Origin of the sequence: Alteriqipengyuania halimionae, from assembly GCF_009827575.1 — a bacterium.
Classification (GTDB): domain Bacteria; phylum Pseudomonadota; class Alphaproteobacteria; order Sphingomonadales; family Sphingomonadaceae; genus Alteriqipengyuania_A; species Alteriqipengyuania_A halimionae.
In genome coordinates this window covers 1,629,123-1,650,685 of sequence record NZ_WTYR01000001.1, presented here as the reverse complement: position 1 = coordinate 1,650,685, position 21,563 = coordinate 1,629,123, and the positions used below count along the sequence as shown (strand labels likewise).

General features: G+C 64.3%; 18 protein-coding genes and 1 tRNA gene. All 19 read left to right on the top strand.

Annotated features, from left to right (window positions below; all coding sequences use genetic code 11):
• Positions 1–2: 2 nt before the first annotated feature.
• Positions 3–1,463 carry a UDP-N-acetylmuramoyl-L-alanyl-D-glutamate--2,6-diaminopimelate ligase gene (locus tag GRI68_RS08015; protein WP_160616767.1) on the top strand — a complete coding sequence of 487 codons (1,461 nt, stop codon included), beginning with the start codon at positions 3–5 and terminating at the stop codon, positions 1,461–1,463.
• Positions 1,463–2,914: a UDP-N-acetylmuramoyl-tripeptide--D-alanyl-D-alanine ligase gene (locus GRI68_RS08010; RefSeq protein ID WP_160616766.1), complete on the top strand. Its 1,452-nt coding sequence runs from the start codon at positions 1,463–1,465 to the stop codon at positions 2,912–2,914. The genes GRI68_RS08015 and GRI68_RS08010 overlap by 1 nt, the downstream gene beginning before the upstream one ends.
• 2 nt (positions 2,915–2,916) lie before the next feature.
• Complete coding sequence (gene mraY, locus GRI68_RS08005) at positions 2,917–3,987, top strand: phospho-N-acetylmuramoyl-pentapeptide-transferase (RefSeq protein ID WP_160616765.1); 1,071 nt, start codon at positions 2,917–2,919, stop codon at positions 3,985–3,987.
• Positions 3,984–5,315 (top strand): UDP-N-acetylmuramoyl-L-alanine--D-glutamate ligase, encoded by a 1,332-nt coding sequence (gene murD / locus GRI68_RS08000; RefSeq protein ID WP_325063780.1) that lies wholly within the window; start codon positions 3,984–3,986, stop codon positions 5,313–5,315. Before mraY ends, murD begins: the two co-directional genes overlap by 4 nt.
• Positions 5,312–6,517, top strand: a complete 1,206-nt coding sequence (locus tag GRI68_RS07995) for an FtsW/RodA/SpoVE family cell cycle protein (protein ID WP_160616764.1) — start codon at positions 5,312–5,314, stop codon at positions 6,515–6,517. Before murD ends, GRI68_RS07995 begins: the two co-directional genes overlap by 4 nt.
• A complete protein-coding gene (murG, locus tag GRI68_RS07990) occupies positions 6,514–7,689 on the top strand; it encodes an undecaprenyldiphospho-muramoylpentapeptide beta-N-acetylglucosaminyltransferase (RefSeq protein WP_160616763.1) in 1,176 nt (391 codons plus the stop codon). Before GRI68_RS07995 ends, murG begins: the two co-directional genes overlap by 4 nt.
• Entirely contained in the window at positions 7,686–9,140 is a 1,455-nt protein-coding gene (gene murC, locus GRI68_RS07985) for a UDP-N-acetylmuramate--L-alanine ligase (protein WP_234028743.1), read from the top strand. The genes murG and murC overlap by 4 nt, the downstream gene beginning before the upstream one ends.
• A 29-nt stretch (positions 9,141–9,169) precedes the next feature.
• The gene (murB, locus tag GRI68_RS07980) at positions 9,170–10,105 is read left to right on the top strand and encodes a UDP-N-acetylmuramate dehydrogenase (RefSeq protein WP_199799831.1); all 936 of its coding nucleotides are present in this window, start codon (positions 9,170–9,172) and stop codon (positions 10,103–10,105) included.
• A gap of 8 nt (positions 10,106–10,113) precedes the next feature.
• Complete coding sequence (locus tag GRI68_RS07975) at positions 10,114–11,094, top strand: D-alanine--D-alanine ligase (protein WP_160616762.1); 981 nt, start codon at positions 10,114–10,116, stop codon at positions 11,092–11,094.
• Positions 11,081–11,995 carry a cell division protein FtsQ/DivIB gene (locus GRI68_RS07970; protein ID WP_160616761.1) on the top strand — a complete coding sequence of 305 codons (915 nt, stop codon included), beginning with the start codon at positions 11,081–11,083 and terminating at the stop codon, positions 11,993–11,995. Before GRI68_RS07975 ends, GRI68_RS07970 begins: the two co-directional genes overlap by 14 nt.
• Positions 11,995–13,260, top strand: coding sequence for a cell division protein FtsA (gene ftsA, locus GRI68_RS07965; RefSeq protein WP_160616760.1), 1,266 nt, complete (start codon positions 11,995–11,997; stop codon positions 13,258–13,260). The genes GRI68_RS07970 and ftsA overlap by 1 nt, the downstream gene beginning before the upstream one ends.
• 136 nt (positions 13,261–13,396) lie before the next feature.
• On the top strand, positions 13,397–15,205 hold the full coding sequence (gene ftsZ / locus GRI68_RS07960) for a cell division protein FtsZ (protein ID WP_160616759.1): 1,809 nt from the start codon (positions 13,397–13,399) through the stop codon (positions 15,203–15,205).
• A gap of 16 nt (positions 15,206–15,221) precedes the next feature.
• Positions 15,222–16,859 (top strand): SPOR domain-containing protein, encoded by a 1,638-nt coding sequence (locus GRI68_RS07955; RefSeq protein WP_160616758.1) that lies wholly within the window; start codon positions 15,222–15,224, stop codon positions 16,857–16,859.
• Positions 16,860–17,024: 165 nt separating this feature from the next.
• Entirely contained in the window at positions 17,025–17,528 is a 504-nt protein-coding gene (locus GRI68_RS07950) for a type III secretion system chaperone family protein (protein WP_160616757.1), read from the top strand.
• Between the two features lie 13 nt (positions 17,529–17,541).
• The gene (locus GRI68_RS07945) at positions 17,542–18,342 is read left to right on the top strand and encodes a pyrroline-5-carboxylate reductase family protein (protein WP_160616756.1); all 801 of its coding nucleotides are present in this window, start codon (positions 17,542–17,544) and stop codon (positions 18,340–18,342) included.
• Positions 18,343–18,450: 108 nt separating this feature from the next.
• Positions 18,451–19,188, top strand: a complete 738-nt coding sequence (locus tag GRI68_RS07940; RefSeq protein WP_160616755.1) for a Bax inhibitor-1/YccA family protein — start codon at positions 18,451–18,453, stop codon at positions 19,186–19,188.
• A gap of 141 nt (positions 19,189–19,329) precedes the next feature.
• Positions 19,330–20,214: a hypothetical protein gene (locus GRI68_RS13640; protein ID WP_199799731.1), complete on the top strand. Its 885-nt coding sequence runs from the start codon at positions 19,330–19,332 to the stop codon at positions 20,212–20,214.
• A gap of 98 nt (positions 20,215–20,312) precedes the next feature.
• Positions 20,313–20,388: transfer RNA gene (locus GRI68_RS07935), tRNA-Ala, on the top strand.
• Positions 20,389–20,508: 120 nt separating this feature from the next.
• On the top strand, positions 20,509–21,561 hold the full coding sequence (obgE, locus tag GRI68_RS07930; protein WP_160617895.1) for a GTPase ObgE: 1,053 nt from the start codon (positions 20,509–20,511) through the stop codon (positions 21,559–21,561).
• Positions 21,562–21,563: the final 2 nt, after the last annotated feature.

Genomic DNA, 21,563 nt, shown 5'->3' with positions numbered 1-21,563 from the left:
TCATGCGTTTGTCCCGGTTGTGCGAACGCGCAGGTGTTGCCCTTCCCGAAGGGGCCGAGGACGTCGAGGTCAACGCCTTTGCGATCGATCATCGCAAGGTCGCACCCGGCACCGTGTTCGGCGCTTTCGAAGGCTACAGCGTCAATGGCGAGGACTTCATTCCGCAGGCCATAGCGAGCGGGGCGATCGGTGTGATCGCCCGGCCGCCGGCGAAAGTCGAAGGCGCAGTCCATTTTGCCGACGACAAGCCGCGCCGCCTGTTCGCGCGTCTCGCGGGCGCGTTCTTCTGTCCGTTTCCCGAAACGATCGTCGCGGTAACCGGCACCAACGGCAAAACCTCCACGGTCGAGATGACCCGCCAGTTATGGCGCATGGCGGGAGAGCGTGCGGCCTCGATCGGCACGCTGGGCGTCACCACGCCCGACGAGAGCGTATCGACCGGCCTTACCACGCCCGACATCGTCACGTTCCTCTCGAACCTGCGCGGGCTGGCGCGCGAGGGTACGACCCACATTGCCTACGAGGCATCGAGCCACGGCCTCTCGCAATATCGCAACGAAGGCGTGCCGGTTAAGGCGGCGGCGTTTACCAATTTCAGCCGCGACCACCTCGATTATCATGCGACGATGGAAGACTATTTCGAAGCCAAGATGCGGCTGGTCGAAAAGGTCCTCGACGATGACGGAACGGCGGTGATCTGGGCCGACGATCCCAAGGCTGACGACGTGATCGCTCGCGCAAAAAAGCGCGGCTTGGAGGTGATGACCGTCGGTAAAACGGGCGAGGATATCGTGCTCGTCTCGCAAGTGCCGACCGAACTGGGCCAGGAAATCGTCGTGCGCCATGCCGGCATCGAGAAGAAGATCGCGCTGCCGCTGATCGGGGCCTACCAAGCCGCCAATGCGCTGACCGCGGCGGGCCTCGCGGTCGCCACCGGGGTTTCGCCCAGCCAAGCGCTCGACGGGGTAGCGCGCCTGCAGCCGGTCGCCGGACGGCTTCAGCGCGCGGCGATCAATCGCGATGGGGCACCCGCCTATGTCGATTATGCCCACACGCCCGATGCGCTCGAAGCTGCGATCGCGGCGTTGCGCCCGCATTGCAAAGGCGAATTGACGGTGGTGTTCGGTGCCGGCGGCGATCGCGACCAGGGCAAGCGCAAGCCGATGGGCGAGGTCGCAGCGAAGGCAGCCGACAAGGTCATCGTGACCGACGATAATCCGCGCGGGGAAGATCCCGCGACGATCCGCGCTGCGATCCTGGATGGTGCTCCGCAAGCGCAGGAGATAGGCGACCGCCGCGCGGCGATCGACGCCGCGATTTCCGGGGCCAAACGCGGCGATATCGTGCTGATTGCAGGCAAGGGTCACGAGCAGGGGCAGATCATCGGCAGCGGCGAGAATGCGCAGGTGCTGGCCTTCGACGATGTGGCGGTGGCGCGTGAATGCGCCGGGGGTGCGGCGTGATGGTGCATCCGGCCATCCTCGACTGGCCTGAAGAAGCGGCTGACGAACAGCCCCTTGCGCTGTGGGATGCGGAAAGCATCGCGGCAGCGACTGGCGGGACCGTACGTGGTGAATTTCAGGTTTCGGGCGTCGAGATCGACAGTCGCGAGGTCGGCGAAGGCGACCTGTTCGTCGCGCTCAAGGGCGCGGAGATGGATGGCCATCGCTTTGTCGCAGGTGCGTTCGAGCGCGGTGCGGCGGGCGCATTGGTGTCGCAGCCAGTGGATGGTCCGCACGTCTTGGTCGAGGACACACAGGCAGCGTTGGAAGCGCTGGGCGCGGCGGCGCGTGCGCGGGCGGATATGAAAGTGGTCGGGATCACCGGCTCGGTCGGCAAGACCAGCACGAAGGAAGCGCTGTTCGCCGCGCTCGACCGGGCGAGCCGCGGTGCCGCCCATGCCTCGGTGAAGAGCTACAACAATCATACGGGCGTGCCGCTGTCGCTCTCGCGTACCCCTGCGCGCAGCGCCTTCGGCGTATTCGAAATGGGCATGAACCATGCCGGAGAAATCGCAGCGCTGACCCGCCAGGTGCGCCCCGATGTCGCGATCGTGACGGCGATTGCCCCGGCGCATATCGAGAACCTTGGCAGCGAAGAGAGCATCGCCCGCGCGAAGGCCGAAATTTTCCAGGGGCTCGCGCCGGGCGGGATCGCAATCATTCCCGCAGACAGCCCGCATTGCCGGACCCTCTTCGCAATGGCTGAGGCCGACGGAGCAAAAGTCGTCACCTTCGGTCTCGACGAGAAAGCCGACATCAAGCTCCTCGAACGCGTGATCATGCGCGACGGCGGATCGCTGCTTACGGTCCAGGTCCACGAGCGGCGATTGTGCTTTTCGATTGGAAATCCTGGCCGTCACTGGATTTCGAACGCATTGGCGGTGATCGCTGCATGTGATGCGCTCGGCACCGATCTGGGTGCGGCGGGGCTCGCGCTGGCGGAACTCGAAGGTTTGCCGGGGCGTGGTGCGCGGCACACCATCGCCGTCAACGACGGTGAAGCGCTGCTGATCGATGAAAGCTACAACGCCAACCCAGCCTCGATGCGTGCGGCACTTGCGCAGCTTGGCGAAACCGAGGCGACCCGGCGGATCGCAGTGCTCGGAGCGATGAAGGAATTGGGCGAGCATTCGGATCGTTTCCATGCCGAACTGGCCGATCCGCTGTTCGAGGCGAACGTCGATCGCGCGATCCTGGTGGGCCCTGAGATGCACGCCCTTGCTGAGAGGCTGGGGAAAGAGCGAAGCGATTCCCTTGGCAAAACAGTGCAATTCACGCATTGCGAGACGGCTTCCGCGGCGCGCGCGGCGCTTGACGAGATTGATCTCGCCAAAAGCGACGCGGTGCTGGTGAAAGGATCGAATTCGGTCGGTCTTGCCGCGCTGGTCGCAGGCCTGACCGGCGGGGACTGAATATGCTTTTCTTGATCGCCGAGTGGTTCGATTTCCCCGGGGCTGCCAATCTCATCCGCTATCAGACGTTCCGCGCGGGCGCGACGCTGATGACCGCGCTGATCATCGGCCTCATCATCGGACCGAAATTCATCGCCATGCTGCGCGTACGGCAGGGCAAGGGTCAGCCGATCCGCGAGGACGGTCCGCAAAGCCATCTCGCCAAGCGAGGTACGCCGACCATGGGCGGGTTGATGATCCTGGTCAGCCTGACCAGCGCCATGCTGCTTTGGATGGACTTGTCGAACCCGTTCGTCTGGGCCTGCCTTGCGGTGACGCTGGGTTTCGGGCTGATCGGCTTCATGGACGATCTCGACAAGGTGCGCAAAGCGCATCACGCGGGTGTGTCGGGCAAGGTTCGCCTGCTGATCGAATTCGTCATCGCGGGTGTGGCGGTGTGGCTGATTGTCAGCAAGATCGACACCAATCTCTACGTGCCGTTTCTGGTCAACACCTACATTCCCCTTGGCCCGTTCTACTATGTGTTCGCCGCGGTCGTGATCGTTGGTGCGGGCAATGCGGTTAACCTGACAGACGGGCTCGACGGACTTGCCACCATGCCGGTGATCATCGCCGCCGGAGCCTTTGCGGTCATCGCCTATCTTGCGGGGCGCGTGGACTATGCCGAATATCTCGGGATTCCCTATGTCGAAGGCGCGGGAGAGCTAGCGATCCTCTGTGCCGGAATCATGGGGGCGGGACTTGCTTTCCTTTGGTTCAACGCACCGCCTGCCGCGGTTTTCATGGGTGACACCGGCAGCCTTGCCCTGGGCGGGGCGCTGGGCGCGATCGCGGTCGCCAGCCACCACGAAATCGTGCTCGGTATCGTCGGCGGCCTCTTCGTTCTCGAAGCGGCCTCGGTCATCATCCAGGTGTTCTGGTTCAAGCGCACTGGCAAGCGCGTGTTCCGAATGGCGCCGATCCACCACCACTACGAGCAGCTCGGCTGGAGCGAGAGCACCGTCGTGATCCGTTTCTGGATCGTCGCCATCGTGCTCGCGCTGATCGGGCTTTCGACGCTGAAGCTGCGGTGAAGGCGCTGGGCGCCTTTGCCGGAAAGCGCTATGCGGTGCTTGGCCTTGCCCGCTCGGGCCGTGCGGCCGTGCACATGCTGGTCGATAGCGGCGCGCAGGTCACGGCCTGGGACAGCCGCGAGGAGCAGCGCAGCACGCTGCCCGACGATGTGGCTATCGGCGATCCAACCGCGATCGATCTGACCGGTTTCGATGGCGTCGTCGTCTCTCCCGGCGTTCCGCTCAACCGACATCCGATCGTCGACGCTGCAAAGCGGGCGAGTGTGCCGTTGATCGGCGATATCGAGCTGTTCGCCCAGATGCGCGACGAATTGCCGCCGCATCGGGTGGTCGGCATTACCGGCACCAACGGCAAATCGACCACCACCGCGCTGATCCACCATATCCTGCGCGAAGCCGGCGTGCCGAGCCTGATCGGCGGCAATTTCGGCAATCCGATCCTGGGAGAGCAGCAGCTTGCTCCGGACGGCGTCTATGTGCTCGAATTGTCGAGCTACCAGATCGATATCACGCAAACGCTGAGCTGCGATGTCGCGGTGCTGCTGAACATCACGCCCGATCATCTCGATCGCTATGCCGGGTTCGAGGGTTATGCCGCTGCCAAGGCGCGCTTGTTCGAAGTGCAAGCGCCCGATCGCCATGCGGTCTTCGGCACTGGCGATCCGCAGACCCGTGCCGTTTCGCAGCGTGAAAAGGCGCGTCGCGCGCCGGGGCTTGTCCACGATGTCGATGGGGCGGAGCTTGCTGACCGCCAAGGCGACTGGCCTTCGCTCCAGGGTCCGCATAATTTGCAGAATGTTGCCGCCGCGGTCGCAACGGTCGAGGCGATCGGTCTGACTTCGGATCAGTGGCTACCTGCGCTCACGAGCTTTCGCGGTTTGCCACACCGGATGGAACGCGTAACCGATCATGGCGGCGTCACGTTTATCAACGATAGCAAGGCGACCAATCCCGCCTCCGCTGCCCCGGCACTCGCGGCCTTTCCACCGGATCCCGACCCACGGATCCACTGGATTTGTGGCGGATTGCCCAAGGGCGACACGCTCGAGGAATGCGAGCAGTATTTCGACTACGTCAAGGCGGCCTACACGATCGGTGATGCCGGTGCGCTGTTCGCCGATCTGCTTGCCCCTCATACGCGCGTCACCCGATCTGAAATGCTTGGCGATGCGGTGCGCGAAGCGATTTCAGCCGGCGAGCCGGGCGACGTCGTGCTGCTGGCTCCGGCCTGTGCGAGCTTCGATCAATTCCGAGATTACGAAGCGCGGGGCGACGCCTTCCGGCAGATCGTCGAAGCGCTGGTCGGGGATATGGAGATCGGCGCATGACCGCGACGCCATCGCTCCATGCCGCGCGTAATCAGCTTCCCAACATTCGCCCGCGCAGCCGCGGCGAAGAGCTTGCGATCTGGTGGCGCGAGCTGGACAAGGTCCTGCTCGGCCTGATCGTGGCGTTGGCGACCATCGGAATCGCGGCGGTGGCGATCGCCTCGCCATCGAGCGCCGCGGACCTCTCGACGTCCAAGGAGACGCTCGATCCGCTCCACTTCCTCTACATCCATCTGCGCTGGCTGGTCGTGGGTTTCGCGGCGATGATCTTTGTCTCGATGCGTTCGCGCACGCAGGTGCGACGCGGTGCGCTGCTTGCAGCGGCGGTATTCACCACCCTTCTGCTTCTGGTTCCGGTCATGGGATACGAAGTGAACGGCGCGCAGCGCTGGATCAGGCTCGGTATGGGCGTGCAGCCCGCCGAGTTCCTCAAACCCGCTTTCGCGGTGACACTGGCCTGGATCCTGAGCTGGCGCTTGAAGGATCCGGACCTGCCCGTGGTGGCGCTTTCGGTCGTGTATTTCGGATTGATCGCCGGGTTGCTGATGATGCAGCCGGATTTCGGCTCGACGGTGCTGTTCGGCGGGGTTCTGGGCGTCACGGTGCTTGTTTCGGGCGTTCCGATCCAGCGTTTCGCACTGTTTGCCGGCGGTGCGGTGGCGCTGCTGATGGCGGTGCTGCTGTTCTACGAGAACGGGCGCAACCGCATTCTTTCGTTCTTCTCGGGCGGCACCGAATTCGACCAGGTCGATCTCGCCGCGCGCACCATGCGCGCGGGCGGATGGCTCGGTACCGGACCGTTCATGGGCGAACGCAAGATGTCGCTGCCCGAGGCGCATACCGACTATATCTTTTCGGTGATCGGTGAGGAATTCGGACTGCTCGTGTGCGGGCTGATTATTTGCCTCTACCTCGCGCTGGTCATCCGCGTGTTGTCGCGTATCGCGGACGAAGAGGACCTGTTCACGGTGCTCGCCTCGACCGGGCTGATCGCACTGGTGGGCGGGCAGGCCTTCATCAACATCCTGGTCAATCTGCAGCTGTTCCCATCCAAGGGTATGACCTTGCCGCTGATTTCATACGGTGGCTCGTCGACCATCGCCTTGTGCTTGTCGCTGGGAATGTTGCTCGCACTCACGCGGCGCAATCCCTATCTGACCCGCGAAGGGCCGCTATGGGCCGAACGGGGAGAGGAAATGTGAGCTCGACCAGTCGCCAATTCGTTTTAGCCGCCGGTGGCACGGGCGGGCATCTCGTTCCCGCGTTCGCGCTGGCCGAGGAACTGCATGCGCGCGGCCATCACGTCGCGCTGGTAACCGATGCGAGAGGCGATGCGATCCCGGGCAAGCCCGAATGGCTCGAAACCCATGTCGTGCCTGCCGGTCGCTTCTCGAAGAACCCGATCCAGCTGTTCAAGGGATTGCGCGCGGTGCTGGCCGGCCGGCGGATGGCGTTGCAACTCTTTGAAAGTTTCGAGCCGACCGCCGTGGTCGGTTTCGGCGGCTATCCCTCGCTCCCGACACTTCTGGCCGCACGTTCGACCAAGGTGCCGTCGGTGATTCACGAGCAGAATGCCGTGATGGGCCGAGTCAACCGCCTGCTGGCTGGCGGGGTCGATGCGATCGCGACCAGCTATCGCCGGACGTTTCGGCTCGACGACAAGCATCGGCACAAGGTGGACCTGACCGGCAATCCGGTCCGCAAGCCGCTCCTGGCGTTGAGGGACGAGCCGTTTCCGCCGCTGGATAAAGACGGTCTGCTGCGCGTGCTGGTGACGGGAGGCAGCCAGGGCGCGCGAGTCCTGTCCGAAGTGGTGCCCGATGGCCTCGCCATGCTGCCCAATGCGCTGCGCAGCCGATTGCAGGTGGTCCAGCAGTGCCGCCCCGAAGACATCGAGGCGGTCCGCGAGCGCTATGCCAACCATGAGATACCGGCCGAGCTCGGTACCTTCTTCGAGGACATGCATTATCGCCTGTCCCGCGCGCACCTGTTTATCGGACGTGCCGGGGCATCGACGATCGCAGAGCTCACCACGGTGGGCCGCCCCGCCATCCTGATCCCGCTTCCGATTGCGACCGACGACCATCAGGCCGTCAATGCACGCGAAATGGTTCAGGCGGGCGGCGCACGCTCGATCCGGCAGGAAAACTTCGTTGCCAAGGAACTGGCCAAGCAGATCAAGGTGCTGGCCGAGCGGCCCGACGCCTTGGCCAATGCCGCCCATGCGGCATGGAACTGCGGGCATCCCAATGCGGCCGCCAAGCTGGCCGACCTTGTCGAGAGCTTCGGCGGAGCACCGCTGATGGATGTCATCCGCATGGGCGAGAGCGGCGAGCGCGAAGCATCGGCCCTGACACAGGGAGCAGGCGCATGACGGCTAAGGGCAAACCGCTGGGCGGAATGCGCGATATCGGCACGATCCATTTTGTCGGGATCGGCGGGATCGGCATGTCCGGCATCGCCGAGGTGATGCACAACCTGGGCTACGATGTGCAGGGTTCGGATATCGCCGAAAGCCAGCGGGTCGAGAGCCTGCGCGAAGTCGGCATTCCGGTGTCGATCGGCCATGCCGCGGAAAATCTAGGCGAAGCTGCGGTTGTGGTGACCTCGACCGCGGTGAAGCGCACCAATCCCGAAGTCGCCGCCGCGCTCGAAAAGCGCATTCCCGTGGTGCGCCGCGCCGAGATGCTCGCCGAATTGATGCGGCTGAAGCGTACTGTCGCCGTGGCCGGCACGCATGGCAAGACCACGACGACGAGCATGATTGCCGCACTGCTCGATGCGGGCGGGGTCGATCCGACCGTGATCAATGGCGGAATCATCAACCAGTATGGCTCCAACGCGCGCCTGGGCGACAGCGACTGGATGGTGGTCGAAGCCGACGAAAGCGACGGCAGTTTTCTGCGGCTCGACGGTACGATAGCGGTCGTTACCAATATCGATCCCGAACATCTCGATCACTACGGCAGCTTCGACGCGGTGAAGAAGGCCTTCGTCGAATTCATCGAGAACGTGCCGTTCTATGGCGCGGCGATGCTGTGCGTCGATCACCCCGAGGTGCAGAACATCATCCCGATGGTGCGCGACCGCCGCGTGGTGACATATGGTTTTTCCGCCCAGGCCGATGTGCGCGGGCAGAACATTCGCCCGACCGCGTCTGGCAATTGCTTCGACGTCGTGATCCGCGATCGTGACGGTAGCGAGCGCACGATCACCGATATCGATCTGCCGATGTCGGGGCGCCACAATGTCCAGAACGCGATCGCAGCGGTCGCCGTTGCAGCCGAAATGGGCTGCGACGACGAATATATCTGCAACGGCTTCGATCAGTTCGGCGGGGTCAAGCGGCGCTTCACCAAGGTCGGCGAAGTCGGCTGCGACGGCGGCAACGCGACGATCATCGACGATTACGCCCACCACCCGGTCGAGATTCGCGCAGTGCTTTCCGCCGCGCGCGAGAATGTCGCCGCAGCAGGGGAAGGCGGGCGCGTGATCGCGGTCTGCCAGCCCCATCGATACACGCGCCTGCGCGACCTGATGGGCGATTTCCAGGGCGCCTTCAACGATGCCGACATGGTGTTCGTGACCCCGGTCTACGAAGCGGGCGAAGACCCGATCGAGGGCGTCGACGCTGCCGCGCTTGTTTCGGGGCTGCGCGATCGCGGTGCCCGCGCGGCAGAGGAAGTCGCCGATCCCGAAGCGCTGGCCGCCCGGCTTGCGGAAGAGCTGCGCGGCGGAGACCTCGTCGTGTGCCTCGGCGCGGGCGATATCACCCGCATCGCTGCCTCGCTCGCGGGGCAGATCGAGGAGCAAAAGCAATCGTGATCGACCAGCCCGACGACTGGAAAGCCGCAATGGCCACCACCGTGCCCGATGGCGCGATCGACGAAGCGATCGTCGCGCGGGTGCCCGAAGATGTGGCGCGCGGATCGCTGACCAAATGCGCGCCGCTGGCCAAGCTGGTCTGGTTCAAGAGCGGTGGTCCGGCAGACTGGCTGTTCGAGCCCGAAGACCTCGACGATCTGCGCCTATTCCTTGCGCGACTGAATCCGGCGGTACCGGTCATGGCGCTGGGGCTGGGCTCGAACCTGATCGTCCGCGATGGCGGGATTCCTGGCGTGGTGATCCGCCTCGGCAAGCCGTTTTCGGGCTGTGAGGTCGAGGACGATTGCACGATAAAGGCCGGGGGTGGCACGCCCGGCATCCTCGCCGCCTCGACGGCGCGCGACGCGGGGATCGCTGGTCTCGAATTCATGCGCGGGATCCCCGGAACGGTCGGCGGCTTCGTCCGGATGAATGGCGGCGCCTATGGCCGCGAAGTGTCCGACGTACTGGTCGATTGCACGGTGGTGATGCGCAACGGGGATTCCATGGTGCTCCCAGCGAGCGCGCTGCGATACTCCTATCGCCATTCGGAATTACCGCCCGGCGCGGTGGTGGTATCGGCGAGGTTCAAGGGCGAACCAGGCGATCCGGAGGCGATCGGCGCGGAAATGGACCGGATCGCCGATGCGCGCGAGCAATCGCAGCCGCTTCGGACCAAGACCGGAGGCTCCACATTCAAGAACCCCGACGGTGCCAGCGCGTGGAAGCTGGTCGATGAGGCAGGCTGTCGCGGGCTCGAACTGGGCGGCGCGCAAGTGAGCGAGAAGCATACCAATTTCATGATCAATACCGGTGATGCCACCAGCGCGGATATCGAAGGCTTGGGCGAAGAAGTCCGCCGTCGCGTGCGAGACCAATCAGGCATCGATCTCGAATGGGAAATCCAGCGCGTGGGGCGTCCGTAATGGGAAGCATGACTGAACTTCCCCGCCTCCATGTGGCCGTCCTGATGGGCGGTTGGGCGAATGAGCGCCCGGTTTCGCTGATGAGTGGAGAGGGCGTCGCCAAGGCGCTCGAGGCGAAGGGCCATACCGTCACCCGGATCGACATGGATCGGCAGATCGCGGCGCGGCTTGCCGACGCCGCGCCCGATGTGGTCTTCAACGCGCTCCACGGCGTTCCGGGCGAGGACGGCAGCGTGCAGGGCATGCTCGACCTGATGGGCATCCCTTATACGCATGCCGGGCTTGCCGCCTCGGTGATCGCGATCGACAAGCAGCTGACCAAACAGGCATTGGTGCCGCACGGGATCCCGATGCCCGGTGGCCGGATCGTCAAGAGCGCGGAAATCCACCAGCGCGATCCACTGCCCCGACCCTATGTGTTGAAGCCGGTCAACGAAGGCAGCTCGGTGGGTGTCGCGATCGTCACCGACGAGAGCAATTACGGCAATCCGATCTCGCGCGATGTCGCAGGTCCCTGGCAGGACTTCGCCGAATTGCTGGCCGAACCTTTCATCAAGGGCCGCGAGCTCACCGCAGCGGTGCTCGACGACGGCAAGGAAGCGCGCGCGCTGGGCGTGACCGAATTGAAGCCCAAGCAGGGCTTCTACGATTTCGACGCGAAATACACCGATGGGCTGACCGAACATGTCTGTCCGGCCGAAATCCCCGACACCATTGCCGAATTGTGCAGGGATTATGCCCTGCGCGCGCACAGAGTGCTGCGTTGCCGCGGCACCTCGCGGACCGATTTCCGCTGGGACGACGAGCAGGGCGAAGACGGGCTCTTCGTGCTCGAGACCAACACCCAACCTGGGATGACCCCGCTCAGCCTGGTGCCCGAGCAGGCGCGCCATTGCGGCATCTCCTACGAAGATCTGGTCGAGGCGATCGTCGCCGAGGCGTGGAGCCGCACGAACGAAAGCGGCGGGGGCACCGATGGCAAGGGTTAAACGCAAGGCGACTCCCGCGCGGACCACTGCCCGGCGCAAGAACACCCGTGCGAAGGCGACTGCGGCCAAGAAAAAGGGCGCATCGGCGCTCGATCAGGCGATGGGCGCGATCCCGCTGAGCCAGAAGCAATGGCAGGGCGTGTTTGCGGCGTTCATCATTGCCGTCGGCCTGTTCCTCGTCTGGACCGTCGCGGTCGCTGCCGGAGTGCCGACCATGCTGCGCCATCAGGTCGCGGTGGTTGCCAACGATGCCGGGTTCGAAGTCGTTCGCGTCGATGTGCGCGGAACCGAACACCTCAACAAACGGCGCGTATATGACCGCGTGCTCGATATCGAACAGCGTGCTCTCCCGCTGGTCGATCTGGACCTGTTGCGCGACGATCTGCTGACGCTGCCCTGGGTTTCCGATGCACGCGTTTCGCGCCAGCTGCCCGATACGATCGTGGTCGATATCGTCGAACGCGAACCGGTGGCGGTGTTGCGCAAGGCGGATCGCTTGGTGCTGGTCGATCGTGAAGGAAGCGAACTCGACGTGATCGGTCGCGAAGGGGCCGAAGACTATCTCGTGCTTGCCGGGGCGGGGGCCCCGGAACGCATCCAACCGCTTGAACGGCTGCTCAAATCCGCGCCGGCGCTGCGTCCGCAGATTGCCGAGGCCGAATGGATCGGCAATCGCCGCTGGAACATCCATTTCAAGACCGGCCAGGTGCTGGCTCTTCCCGAAGGTGATCGCCGCGCGAGCGAAGCCTTGATCAAGTTCGCCCAACTGGACGGGCGCACTCGGCTGCTGGGCGGCAAGGCCACCAGTTTCGACATGCGCAATCCGCCGCGGATTTACATGACCGATCCCGGCCGCAGTAAGCGGGAAGTCTCGGGCGTAGGCACGGGGGCGCCCGAATAATGCCTGCTTCGACGGCTGGCCGGATCATCGGCGCGGTCAATCTCGGTAGTTTCCGCGTTTCGGCACTCGTCGCGCAAATCGGCGAGGATGGCGAAGTGACCGTGCTCGGCGCCCACCATCGCAAGGCGGACGGGTTCAGGCGCGGCTACGTGGTCGACATGAACGCTGCCAGCGCTGCAGTACGCCACGTGATCGACAAGGCCGAGCAGATCGCCGAACGCAATGTCCGTGCGGTCTGGGTCGGGTGCTCCGGTGCCGGTCTCCGGAGCGAGATCGTGCCCGCCGATTGCGAGATCGGAGGCCGCCGGGTCGAGCCCGAGGACGTCGAGACGCTGCTGCTTCTCGCGCGCGATCAAATCGGGCGTGACCGCGGGCTGCTGCTACACGCGCAACCGGCGCTATACACGATGGACGATGCGCAGGGTGTGCTCGATCCGGTCGGGATGCATGCCGAGCGACTTGGGGTCCACGTCCATGCGGTGCTGGCCGACCATGCGCCGATCAAGAACATCCGTGAAGTGGTCCAGAACGCGCATTACGATGTCGCAGGGCTGGTCGCTTCGCCAATCGCGGCGGCGCAGGCTTGCCTGACCGAGGAGGAACTCGATCTCGGCTGCGCGCTGGTCGAATTCGGCGGCGAGGTAACCACGATAGCACTGTTTTCGCGCGGGCGTCCGGTGGGGCTGCAGACCCTGCCCTGGGGCTCGGCCGACATGACCGAAGCGATCGCCTCGCAATTCGGGATCCGGCGCGGCCAAGCCGAGCGGTTGAAATGCGTTCACGGCTCCGCGCTCGCCTCGCTGACCGATCAGAAGGAAATGCTCCCGATCGTCGGCCTCGAAGCTGAAGGCGATGCCGGTGAGGAAGCGGGGCAGATCGCCCGGGTCGACCTGATCGGGGTCATCGGGCAGGAGTTGGCGGGCTTTACCGCCGATATCGGTGCTGCGCTCAAGGGGCTGGGCGGCAATGCCGGGGCGGGGCGACAAATCGTGCTCACCGGCGGCGGAGCCGAACTGGCAGGGATTGCCGATTACATGCAGGGCGCACTCGGGCGGCCCGTGCGGCTTGGCCGGCCAGGCTTCGTGCGCGGGATGGCCGAAGCGCATTCGGGCCCCGGTTTCGCGACGCTTGCGGGTCTCGCGCTCCATGCCGCCAACCCGCCACTCGACCTTCGACAGCTGCGCGCGAGCAGCGATCGCAGCGGCGGGGTCGGTGCGCTGGGCAAGGTCCGGCGCATCTGGCAAATGATGAAGGACGGGTTTTGAGAGGCTTAGACCATCCGCGTCGTGCAATTGCCTTGGGGATTAGCACCCTCAGCGCTTGGAACCGCACCCCGCTTTGTGCCATTAACGCAACCAATTGCCCAAATATGGGGGAGAGATGCCCCCAGGAGACGAAGATATGAGCATCAACATCGCACCCGCCGACATGGATGAACTGCGCCCGCGGATCGTCGTGATCGGCGTCGGCGGCGCGGGCGGCAATGCGATCTCGAACATGATCGATGCCGATATCGAAGGCGTCGATTTCGTCTATGCCAACACCGATGCGCAAGCGCTGAACAGCTCGAATGCAGAAACCCGTATCCAGCTTGGTCCGGAATTGACCAAGGGGCTGGGTGCTGGCGCGCGGCCCGAAGTCGGTCGCGCGGCAGCCGAAGAGACCATCAACGAGATCGAAAAGGCGCTCGAAGGCGTCAACATGGTCTTCATCGCGGCCGGTATGGGCGGCGGCACCGGTACCGGTGCGGCTCCCGTGATCGCGGAAACCGCGCGCAAGATGGGCATCCTCACCGTGGGCGTGGTGACCAAGCCGTTCCTGTTCGAAGGCACGCGACGCATGCGCGCGGCCGAGCAGGGTATCGACCAGCTCCAGAGCCATGTCGATACGTTGATCGTCATCCCGAACCAGAACCTTTTCCTGGTCGCCAAGGCCGAAACGACTTTCAAGGAAGCGTTCCTGCTGGCCGATGAAGTGCTGCAGCAGGGCGTACGCTCGATCACCGATCTGATGGTGATGCCGGGCCTCATCAACCTCGACTTTGCAGACATCCGCTCGGTGATGCAGGAAATGGGCAAGGCGATGATGGGCACGGGCGAGAGCGATGGCGAAAGCCGCGCGCTCGAAGCGGCCGAAATGGCGATCGCCAACCCGCTGCTCGACGGTGTTTCGATGCAGGGTGCGCGCGGAGTCATCATTTCGATCATCGGCGGCGAGGACATGCGCCTGCTCGAAGTCGACGAAGCGGCCAACCATATCCGCGAACTGGTCGATCCCGATGCCAACATCATCTGGGGTTCCGCGTTCAATCCCGATCTCGACGGCAAAATCCGCGTTTCGGTGGTCGCCACCGGGATCGAGGATCACGTATCCGGCTCCTACGAAAGCGGGGCGCGCAAGCCGGCCTACGCGGCGACGACGAGCTATTCCGATCCCGCCCCGCGGCCTCAGCCCGAGCCTGCCCCCGAGCCCGTAACGGAAACCGAGGGCAGCTATGACGATGCCGATGCGGATAACGACGATTATGGCGGATCCCCGCTTGTGCAGCGTGGCCAGGCCCGTCCGGCACGCGATCTCGATTCGAGCGAAGGGTTCGAAGACGCCGACGATGTGACCGAACCCCCGTCGCCGACCGACGACAGCGCCTATGCCGTTCCCGGCGAGGATGGCGGCTACGCGGACGATGGCGGGAACGAACCGCTCGACCTCTCGCTCGACTTTGCCGAGGACGAGGAAGGCGAAGACGACGTTCCGCAGGACGCTTACGCCGATCTTTCGGGCGGCGGTTTGCCGCGTATGCCCAAGGCCATCGACGAGGACGACGAGGACGAGGGTGGCGACGAGCTGTTGCTCGATGCATCGCGTCTGGCAGAGGGCGGCGGCACTTCCGGTTCCGACGCACCGGCCGATCCCGCACCTCGCGTTCCGCAGGGTATGGGCTCGGGCCGTAGCGGTGGCTCGGGCGAAAACGTGACGGCTGAACGGACACCCGGCCCCGCATCGGGTCAGCCCGCCGGACAGTCCGGTGGTCAGCCCGGCGGCGCGCCTCCCGTGCCAGGTGGCGGAAGCACCCTGTTCGAGCGGATGGCCAATCTCTCGCGCGGCGGTTCCGCGCCGACGCCTGCCGCCGGATCCGAAGATGAGGACGAAGATGACGATAATGGCGCCGTCAACATTCCGCGCTTCCTCGGTCGCCAGAATAACCAGTAAACGCGCTACCGCCGCTTTGGCTGCGCTGGTTTGTGCCGGCGCGGCTTTTGCGCTGCCCGAAATGGCGGTGGCTCAGGAAGTGGTCCAGCGCCTGCCGCCGCCCGAAGAGCAGGCGCTGAAGGAGGCGCTGCAAGCGCTCGCGCGCAATCCGGACGACATGCGATCGCTGCTGATCGCCGGCCGTTCCGCACTCGTGCTCGGCGATAGCGATGCTGCGCTCGGCTTTTTCTCCCGCGCCCGAGATCTCGACCCGGGCAGTGACGAAGCGCTGGCAGGGATCGCGGCGGTGCAGGTGCGGCGCAACGATCCCGTCGCTGCGATCGCGCTGTTCGACAATGTCGGTGAGCAGGCGCTCGGCGATCCGGTTATCGATGCCGAACGTGCGCTAGCCTACGACCTGGTCGGTGCGCAGGGCCGCGCCCAGACGCTCTATCGTGCCGTCATGGCGCGGTCTTCGTCGGAAGAGTTGATCCGGCGCCTTGCACTGAGTCTCGCCATTTCGGGCGATCGCGAAGGCTCCGAAGCAACGCTGCTTCCGCTTTTGCAACGACAGAACAAATCGGCCTGGCGAACGCGCGCTTTCTCGCTTGCGATCTTGGGGGCGAGCGATGAAGCGGTCACCGTCGCCAATGCCGTCATGCCCGCCGGGCTCGCTCGCGAAATGGAACCGTTCCTCAGGATCATGGAACGGCTTACCCGCGCGCAACAGGCCGCTGCCGCCAATCTCGGCCGGTTCCCCGGCTCGAGCGAGATAGGACGCGACACCCCCGAAATTGCGGCCTACGCGGCCCAGCCGCCGGTACGGAAGCCTCGCCGCAGCGCGGGTGACGGTCTTGTGCCCAAAGGCGAACCGCTGGGAGGTCCGCCGCGTCGGGCTTCTGCGGCTGCTCCCTCACGCCAATCGAGCGAAGGCCAAACGACTGCGCCTCCCGCATCGCGTACCGACGAGCCCGACCGGCTTGCACGGCAGGCGGCAACATTGCGAGATCAGGAAGAACAGCGCCGCCGCGAGGGCCCCACCGGTCGGTCGAATCCGCCTGCTACAGGACCCGTTGCCGAGAATACCACTCAGCCGCCCGCTCCGACCGTGGCCGAGCCGGTGGTGCAGGCACCTTCACAGGCTCCTGCGCAAGACGTGGCACAATCACCGGTGCGCGAACCCAGTCCAACCGCTGGGCCGGGTTTCGATCTGGCTACGGTGCCGGGCACGATCCGCGACGAGCCGGTGCAAGAGCCTGCGCGCGAACCCGATTTTGCCAGCGCGTTCGGCGATATCGGCAAGCCCGATGCCATGCCGGAAGCCGAAGCGTCATCGGGAGCGGTTGACGTCACCGCGATCAAGCCTGCGCGGCCCGAGCCTGAAGATCCCCCACCGCCGCCCAACCCGGCGCGAATCTGGGTTCAGCTGGGGATCGGACGCGATGTCGATGCGCTCGCTTTCGACTGGCGCAGGCTCAAGCGAAAATACGAGATACTAGACGGGCGCGACGCCTATCGCTCGGTTCTCGGCCAGACGAATCGCATGGTCACCGGGCCGTTTGCCTCGCGTGCGGAAGCGATGAAAATGGTCAATGCGCTTAAGGAAGAGGGGCACGAAAGTCTCGTCTGGCGTTCAGGTGATGGCGAGGAAGTGGTGCTGCTTCCGGACGGTTGAACTTTGCATCAACCATTCGGCACAACCATTTTATCCCCAGCAATTCCCGGGCTTTTCCACAACAATACCACAGGCTTATCGAGTTATACGCAGCTGCGAGTCAGCCGCTCATTGCGCGAGTGATTCATCGCGATTCATAAGGGGCCCCATGGATATGAGGGCATCATGGGCGCGGTAGGAACGATCGAAATCGGCAACGATGCCGCGCCTGTCGATATGCTCGCGGCGCTGTTCGAAGCGCATGGCTGGCCGTTCGAGTACACCGGCGAGGACGAGATTTCCGGCGAGATCAAGGGCAGCTGGACGACTTACCAGCTGCGCGGTGTCTGGCGGCGCGACGATCACGTGCTCCAGCTGCTGTGCCTCCCCGAAGTACGGGTGCCGAAGGAAAAGCGGGACTCGGTGGTCGAGCTTCTCGCGCTGGTCAACGAACAGCTTTGGCTGGGTCATTTCGATATCTGGTCGAATGGGGGCATGGTACTGTATCGCCATGGCCTGATGCTCGGCGACGATGGCTTGCTGAGCCTCGCGCAGGCGAAAACCGCGGTCGAGGCAGCGGTCGAGGAGTGCGACCGGTTCTACCCCGCCTTCCAGTTTGCACTATGGGGCGACAAGGCTCCCGCCGAAGCGCTCGCCAATGCACTGGTGGACGCGGCGGGGGAAGCGTAATACTCCCCCAGCCATGTTCGAACGCATTCTCGTCTGCGGATATGGCAACATGGCTTCGGCCATGGTCGACGGTTGGCTGAAAAGCGGCATCCCGCCGCATCATTTCACGATCTACAATCCGCGCCCAAAAACAGTGCCGACCGGCACCCGCCTGGTAACAGACCTCCCACCGACCCCGTTCGATGCTGTGGTGCTTGGTTTCAAGCCGCACATGCTGGCGGAGATGGCCACCAAAATCGCGCCAGCCACCAACGGTGCGACGGTCGTCTCTATCCTTGGCGGCATCGATCTCGACACGCTGCGCAGGGCTTTTCCAACAGCAGGCAAGGTAATCCGCCTGATGCCGAACCTCTCCTGCGCGCTCGGCAAGTCGCCGATCGCGCTGGCCGGACGCAATCTGTCCGATCGCCAGCGTCAGGCGATCGAGGAGCTGGCGCGTCCGCTCGGTCCGATCGCCTGGGTCGATGAGGATCGCTACGATCTCGTCACCGCACTCACTGGCTCGGGACCGGCTTTCCTCTATCGCTTCATCGACGCGATTGCCGGTGCGGCGCACGATCTCGGGCTCGAACGCGAGGATGCGGACAGGCTTGCCCTGGCGATGGTGGACGGCGCAGCCGATCTCGCCGCCGCTTCGCGCCACGATCCGGGAGCGCTCGCTCTACGCGTCGCGAGCCCGGGCGGCATGACACAAAAGGGGATCGACGTTCTCGACGATGGCAACGCCCTACGCGCGTTGTTGCGCGAAACCCTCACCGCTGCGCGCGACCGCGGCGTGGAGCTGGCGGCAGAAGCACGCAAAATCTCGCGCTGACGCGGTTCGGCAGCTTGTCCGATTACGCTTGAATTTCGCGCGCATGATCCCGATATTACGGATTACAAGTCGGCGCCTATGGTGGCGCCAACGGGATAGGAGTTAATCATGGCCGATTGGAACGACCAGCGCAGCGGCGTCGGTTACGAACCGGGCATTTCGAACGCGTCGGTTCCGAACACCGTGCGCGACGCAGGGCTGCGCAAGCATATGCTCTCGATCTACAACTACATGACTTCGGGCGTGCTGCTGTCCGGGATCATCGCGCTCGTCATGGCCAACACCGGCATGACGACGGCGTTGTATTCGAACCCGATCCTGCCGTGGATCATCATGCTGTCGCCCCTCGCGATCGTGTTCGCGATGAGCTTCGGCGCGAACCGCTTCAGCGCAGGTACCCTGCAGCTGATGTTCTGGGCGTTCGCCGCGCTGATGGGCGCATCGCTGTCGACGATTTTCCTCGTCTATACGCAGGCCTCGATCGCTCTCACCTTCTTTGCGACGGCCGCCGCCTTCGCAGGCCTCAGTCTGTTCGGTTACACCACGAAGAAGGATCTGTCCGGCATGGGCACGTTCCTGATCATGGGCGTGGTCGGTCTGCTGGTGGCGATGCTGCTGAACATGTGGCTGCAGTCGAGCGGGTTCGCCATGGCAATCAGTGCCATCGGTGTGCTGATTTTCGCTGGCCTCACCGCTTACGATACGCAGCGTCTGAAGGCCCAGTACCAGTATGTGCGCGGCACCGACATGGCCGGCAAGGCAGTGATCCTCGGCGCGCTTACGCTGTATCTGGACTTCATCAATATGTTCCAGTTCCTGCTGAGCTTCCTCGGCAGCCAGGACTGACGCACACGTCATTGACGATAAATGGCCCGGCGGGAGCGATCCTGCCGGGCTTTTTCTTTGCCTGTGTAGTGGCGCGCGGATTCAGCTTCGGCTAAGAACGTATGTCGCAGGGACAGTTGCAGAATACACGGGAGATACGGGATGGCTGGTCGCACACTCAAACAAACGGGAATCGCGTTCGCGATGGTGGTAACGCTATCCGCTTGCGCCACACCCGCGCCGCCGCCCCCGCCTCCCCCGCCACCCCCGCCGCCGCCGCCGGTGGTTGTGGTCCCGCCGCGTCCCGCTCCGCCACTCGGCGTGACGGGCGGTGTGGTGATCCCGCCGACCGACGTCTACGGCGTGCGCAACACCGTCAATCGCAACATCTCGACCGCGCAGACGGTGTGGAACTTCCGCAGTGCGCTCAACGTTGCAGCGCTCAACTGCATTGGCTCCGATTATTCGCTGCTGATCGATAATTACGGAGCGATGCTGAAACGCCAATCGCGCGAGCTTGCAGCCGCCAATCGCGGGATCGAACAGGAGTTCCGCAGCAAGCACGGTGCCGGCTATGTCGGCCCGCGCGAGAGCTTCATGACCAAGGTCTACAATTATTTCGCTTTCCCGCCGACGATCCCAGAATTCTGCGAAGTCGCCAACCGGCTGAGCTTCACCGCCGCCAGCATCGAGCCTTCCGGTTTCACCGAATTTGCGACGACGGGCCTTGCCGAAATCGATGACGTGTTCATCCGGTTCTACGACAATTTCGAGCAATGGCGCCTCGATGTGGCCGAGTGGGATGCGACTTATGGAGAGCGGTTCTCGCCGATCCTCGGCTGGGCGCCGAATGGCGCGCAGCCCGCACCTGGTGCGATTACAGCCGAGCCGTTTATCGGGCCGGCCACCGACGGATCCGACGACGCCTCGCAGACACCCGGTTTCACCCCGCTGCCCGATCCGGATCCGGTCCAACCGTCGCCCACGCCGACCGCATCGCCCAGCGCCGAGCCTGCTTATGGACCAAAGCCGGGCAAGATGGGGTAGCGCGATTAGCGCTTGGCAGGGGCGCACCCTTTGGCTAATGGGCGCCCCTCGCGAGCGCAGATTGCCCGAAAGGGCCGGTTTGCGAAGATGACTGGAACGGGGCCGTAGCTCAGTTGGGAGAGCGCGTCGTTCGCAATGACGAGGTCAGCGGTTCGATCCCGCTCGGCTCCACCAGTTTCCAATTCGGCCGACCCCTCGGGGTCGGCTTTTTCGTACCGAGGCTCCTTTCGGATGAGCCGGGTTGCCGCGATCCAGAGCCTTCCCTTCCGGCGAGAACCGCCCTACCGCGATCCGATGCATTTCCTCGACCAGGCCAAGATCTTCATTAAATCCGGCGCGGGTGGCCCAGGGGCCGTCAGTTTCCGGCGCGAGAAGTACATCGAGATGGGTGGACCCGACGGCGGCGATGGCGGCCGTGGGGCCGACGTCGTGTTCGAGGCGGTGCCTGCGCTCAATACGCTGATCGATTTCCGGTATTCGCAGCATTTCAAGGCCCCTCGCGGCGCGCACGGCATGGGGAAGGATCGCACCGGTGCCTCGGCCAAGCCGCTGGTCATCAAGGTGCCTGTGGGCACGCAGATCCTTTCCGAGGACAAGGAAGAGATCCTCGCCGACCTGACGGAGGAGGGCGAGCGCATGGTCTTCCTCGAAGGCGGGCTGGGCGGTCGCGGCAATGCCAGTTACAAATCCTCCACCAATCGTGCCCCGCGCCAGCACCAGCCGGGCGAGCCGGGTGAGGAAATGTGGGTCTGGCTGCGGCTGAAACTGCTCGCCGATGTCGGCCTTGTCGGTCTTCCCAATGCGGGCAAATCGACTTTCCTCAACGCCGTTGCCAACACCAAGGCGAAGGTCGGCGCCTATGCCTTCACCACGATCGCGCCCAAGCTGGGCGTGGTGCGGCACAAGGGGCGCGAATTCGTGCTCGCCGACATTCCCGGCCTGATCGAGGGCGCGGCGGACGGCAAGGGGATCGGTGACCGTTTCCTCGGCCATATCGAGCGCTGCCGCGTGCTGATCCACCTTATCGATATCGAGGGCGAAGATCCAAAGGAAGCGCTCAAGACGGTCGAGGAAGAGCTAGCGGCCTATGGCGAGGGGCTTGAGGACAAGCCGCGCCTGGTGGCGCTCAACAAGCTCGATCTGGTCGATGAGGAATTGTTCGAAGCCTTTGCCGACGAGCTGAAAGCGGAGGGCGTGCAGGAGGTCTTTCCCATTTCGGGCGCGACCGGGGATGGCATTCCCGAAATGCTCGACGCGGTGCTGCGTTATCTGCCCGAGAAGAAGACCGGCGCGCCCGGCAGTGCCGATGTCGACGAGGTGGACGACGAGGATTGGTCTCCGATTTGAGC